Source organism: Sandarakinorhabdus oryzae, assembly GCF_009733735.1.
Lineage (GTDB): Bacteria > Pseudomonadota > Alphaproteobacteria > Sphingomonadales > Sphingomonadaceae > Sandarakinorhabdus > Sandarakinorhabdus oryzae.
In genome coordinates, this window is sequence record NZ_WNJP01000208.1 from 1 (window position 1) to 4,284 (window position 4,284).

The 4,284-nt window shown below is 68.3% G+C and carries 3 protein-coding genes; all 3 read right to left on the reverse strand.

What is annotated here, in order from left to right; translation table 11 throughout:
• Positions 1-966: UDP-N-acetylmuramoyl-tripeptide--D-alanyl-D-alanine ligase (locus GJ693_RS14235; RefSeq protein ID WP_235902942.1), on the reverse strand; the 966-nt coding region annotated here is incomplete at its 3' end.
• A complete protein-coding gene (locus GJ693_RS14240) occupies positions 963-2,396 on the reverse strand; it encodes a UDP-N-acetylmuramoyl-L-alanyl-D-glutamate--2,6-diaminopimelate ligase (protein WP_156256934.1) in 1,434 nt (477 codons plus the stop codon). The genes GJ693_RS14235 and GJ693_RS14240, both read right to left, overlap by 4 nt.
• A gap of 4 nt (positions 2,397-2,400) precedes the next feature.
• Positions 2,401-4,140: a peptidoglycan D,D-transpeptidase FtsI family protein gene (locus GJ693_RS14245; RefSeq protein ID WP_156256935.1), complete on the reverse strand. Its 1,740-nt coding sequence runs from the start codon at positions 4,138-4,140 to the stop codon at positions 2,401-2,403.
• Positions 4,141-4,284 lie beyond the last annotated feature (144 nt).

Genomic DNA, 4,284 nt, shown 5'->3' on the forward strand with positions numbered 1-4,284 from the left:
CACGCGCAGGCGGCGGCCGCGGCCGGGCAGGCCGTTCAAATCAGCGAGCGCCAGGCCGGCCAGCGCGAGATCGCCACCCGCCGCCTGCACCCCGGCCAGCACGGCCAGGGCGTTATTGACCCAATGGCGGCCGGCCATGCCAATCTTGAAGGTGAGTGTGTCGCGGCCGATGCGGGCGGTGACGCAGCTGCAATCGGGGTGCAGCACGACCTTTTCGGCGTGTACATCGGCGCCGGTATTCAGTCCGAAACGCACCACCCTGGCGCCGGCATCGGCGGCGGCGCGGGCCAGCAGATCGGCGTGCGGATTGTCATGCGGGATGATGGCGGTGCCGCCGGCGGGCAGCCCGCCGAAAATCTCCGCCTTGGCGCGGGCGATGTCGGTTTCGCTGGCGAAGAATTCCCGGTGCGCCGAGGCGACCCAGGTAACGATGGCAATATGCGGGCGGACCAACTGCGTCAGCTGGGCCAGTTCGCCGCTGTGGTTCATGCCCATTTCGAACACGCCGAAGCGGGAGCTTGCCAGCATGCGGGCAAGGCTCAATGGCACGCCGGTGTGGTTGTTGTAGCTTTTCACCGAGGCGTGGACGGCATCGGGCGCGAAGCGGGTGAGCGCGGCCTTCAGCGCCTCCTTCACCCCGGTCTTGCCAACGCTGCCGGTGACGCCGATGCGGGTGGCGGCGCTGCGGTCGCGTGCGGCGGCGCCCAGCGCATTCAGCGCTGCCATGGTGTCGGCCACATGCACCCGCGGAGCATCAACAGCCTCGCTCACCAGCAGGCCGGCCGCGCCGCGTTCCAGCGCCTTGGCCACGAAACGATGCCCGTCAGTGGCTTCCCCCTTCAGGGCGATGAACAGGTCGCCCGCCACCACTTCGCGGCTGTCGAAGGTGACGCCGCCCACGGCAAATTCGCCGTTCGACGTGCCGCCCGTCGCTTCGGCAATGGCGGCGCTGGTCCACAGGCTCATGCCGCGCACTCCCGCGCCACGGTCACGTCGTCGAACGGCAGCACCCGATCGCCAACAATCTGGCCTTGCTCATGGCCCTTGCCGGCGATCAGCACGATGTCACCGGCAAGGGCCATGGTAATGGCCGCAGATATGGCCCGGCGGCGATCCGCAATTTCCTGTCCACCGGGCGTGGCGGAGAGGATGGAGGCACGGATGGCCGCCGGGTCTTCACTGCGGGGGTTGTCGTCCGTGACTACGACGACATCGGCATGGGCGGCCGCCGCTTCCCCCATCAGGGGTCGCTTGCCGGCGTCGCGATCGCCGCCGGCCCCAAAAACGATGATCAGCCGCCCGGTTACGTGCGGGCGCAGCGCCGCACAGGCTGCAACGATGGCGTCGGGCGTGTGGGCATAATCAACATAGACGGCGGCGCCGGCGCGGGTGATGACCGCCCGCTCCAGCCGGCCGCGCACGCCCGACACGCGGGCCAGGTTAGACAGGGTCTGCTTGACGTCGCCGCCGGTGGCGATGACCAACCCGGCCGAAACCAGCGCATTGGCGGCCTGGTAGGCACCGATCAGCGGCAGGGCGATCCTGTGGCTCTGGCCGTCGGCCTGAACGACCAGATCCTGCCCAAGGGTAGTCGGCGTGCGGCTGACCAGCTTCAGCGTTTCGCCGGCCTCACCGACGGTGAGCAGGGTGAGGCTGCGGCCGCGCGCCACGTCGATCATGCGCGCCGACCAGTCGCCATCGTCGGCCCAGATCACCGCGCTGCCGCCCTCGTCGACCACTTCGGACAGCAGCCGGGTCTTGGCAGTGAAATAGGCTTCCATGGTGCCGTGGTAATCAAGATGATCGCGGCTGAGGTTGGTGAAGGCGCCGGCCTTGACCGGCAGGCCCTCGATACGGTGCTGGTCGAGCCCGTGGCTGCTGGCTTCGAAGGCGGCATGGCTGATGCCCTCGCGGGCCAACCCGGCCATGGTGGCGAGGAAGGTGACGACATCGGGCGTCGTCAGCCCGCCGGTGCCATCGCGCGGGGAAACGCGGTCATAGCCGGTGGTGACGCCCAGCGTGCCGATGCTGGCCGAACGATGCCCGGCCAGTTGCCACAGCTGGCGGGTGAGTTCGGCGGTGCTGGTCTTGCCGTTGGTGCCGGTGACGGCAACGGTGGTTGCCGGGAACGGCGCGAAATAGCGGGCGGCCAGGGCGGCAAAGGCCCGGCGCGGGTTCGCATCAGCGATGTGGAGAGCGCCTGCCACCTTCGCGCCGGGGCGGGCAACGATAGCGATGGCGCCAGCAGCGATGGCGGCGGAGATATAATCCTCGCCATTCACCCGCGCGCCCTGGAAGGCGCCGAAGATGGTCCCGGGCGCGACCTTGCGATGATCAAGCGCGAAGGCGGTGATGACTGCGTCACCACCGCCTGGAATGAGCGCCCCCAGCCGCACCCGCCTACTCCTTCACGTCCGCGGTGGCGGGCAACAGGCCCGTCAGGTCGATGTCGCGGTTCGCGTCGGGCACGACGCCGAGCGCCGGGGCGATGCGTTCGATGATGTTGTGCACGGCCGGCGCCACCACCATGCCTGCAGTGCGGAAGCCATAGGTGGCCTTGCTGCCGCGCGGATCGTCGATCATGGCGACAACCACATAGCGCGGCGCATCGACCGGGAAGACGGCGGCAAAGTTCACCACGTTCTGGCCGCGCACATAACGGCCATTCTCGATCTTCTCGGCGGTGCCGGTCTTGCCGCCCACCCGATAGCCCGGCACGTCGGCCTTGCGGCCGGTGCCGCTGGTGACGACCAGGCGCAGCAGCCGGCGCATTTCGAGGCTGGTGCGTTCCGAAAACACGCGCTGGCCGGGCGGTACCTGGGCCGGATCGCGCTTGAGGAGGGTCGGCACGTGATAGACGCCGCCGTTGACCAGCGTGGCATAGCCGGCCGCCAGGTGTAGCGGCGAGACGGTGAGACCGTGGCCATAACTGATCGTCATCGTGGCCAACTGGCCCCAGTTCGACAGCGCCGGATATTGCGGGCGGGTCTTTTCCTTCAGTTCGACGTCGATTGGCTTCAGGAAACCCAGCTTGTCCAGAAAGGCGCGCTGGCGCTCGCGGCCGACTTCCAGGGCCATGCGGGCTGTGCCGATGTTGCTGGAATAGATGAAGATTTCCGGCACGGTCAGCCAACGGTTCTTGGCGTGATCGTCGCGGATGCGAAAGCCTGCGATCTCCAGCGGATGAGTCGCGTCATATTGCTTGTGCAGATTGGTCAGCGTGCCGGTTTCCAGCGCGGTGGCGATGGTGAAGGCCTTGAAGGTGGAGCCCAGCTCATAGCCGCCCAGCGTCACCCGGTTGAAGCGGCTGCCATCGTCATTTTCCGTGGTGTACTTGGTGCCATCGGCGCGCTGGCCGGGCACGTTGGGGTTGAAATCGGGCAGCGACACCATCGCCAGCACTTCGCCGGTGTTGACATCGAGCACGACGCCGGCGGCGCCCTTGGCATTCTGATCGGTCACCAGCGCGGCCAGTTCATGCTGCATCGCCTGCTGCACCCGGACGTCGAGCGCGAGGGTGAGCGGCGCGGCGCGCTGCACCGGATCGGCGAGGCGGGCGTCGAAGGCCTTTTCGACGCCGATCAGGCCATGGCCGGTGTCGTCGGTATAGCCCAGCGCCTGCGCAGCCAGGTTGATGTTGGGATAGAGCCGCTCGGCTTCGCGGGTCAGTTCGATCGCCGGTTCACCCAAGTCATTGATTCGGCGGGCCTGGCCCGGCAGCACGCGGCGGGCAAGATAGCGCAGGCCCTTCGACGAGGTGAGATCGGCGAGGATGTCCTCGCGGCTGCGTTCCGGCAGGATTTCGGCCAGCTTGGTGGCCAGCACCTCGGGATCGGAGGTCAGCCGGCGCGGGATGACGGTGATGGCATAGGCTTCGAAGGTGCGGGCCAGTTCCACCCCGTTGCGATCGACGATGTCGCCGCGCGGCGGGGCGGCGGTGATCGGCTTGGACTCGCTTTCCGGGATGCCCTGGATCACCGACAGGTCGATCAGGCGCACAAGGATGACCAGCGCCAGCACCGGGAACAGCATGATCAGGAAGGCCAGCCGCTGCCGGGCCTGGGCGCGCGCCGTCACCCGTTCCCCGGCCAGCGTCGGGGCGGCACCGATCAGCGGATCATTGCCGGGAATGGAAGCCATCAGTTGGCGCCACCTTGCGGTTCGGTGGGGTCACCGGGCTCGACATCTTCAACCGGGGCAGGGGCCGGCGCGTCACCGAAACTGGTGCGCACCAGGCGCGCGCCGCTGGCCGGCGGCACGGGCCCGCTGGCCGGCGGCATCGTC

What these genes read in the sequence shown, in the direction of transcription:
- GJ693_RS14245 (WP_156256935.1), bottom strand. Translation starts at nt 4,140, where the DNA reads ATGGCTTCCATTCCCGGCAATGATCCGCTGATCGGTGCCGCCCCGACG.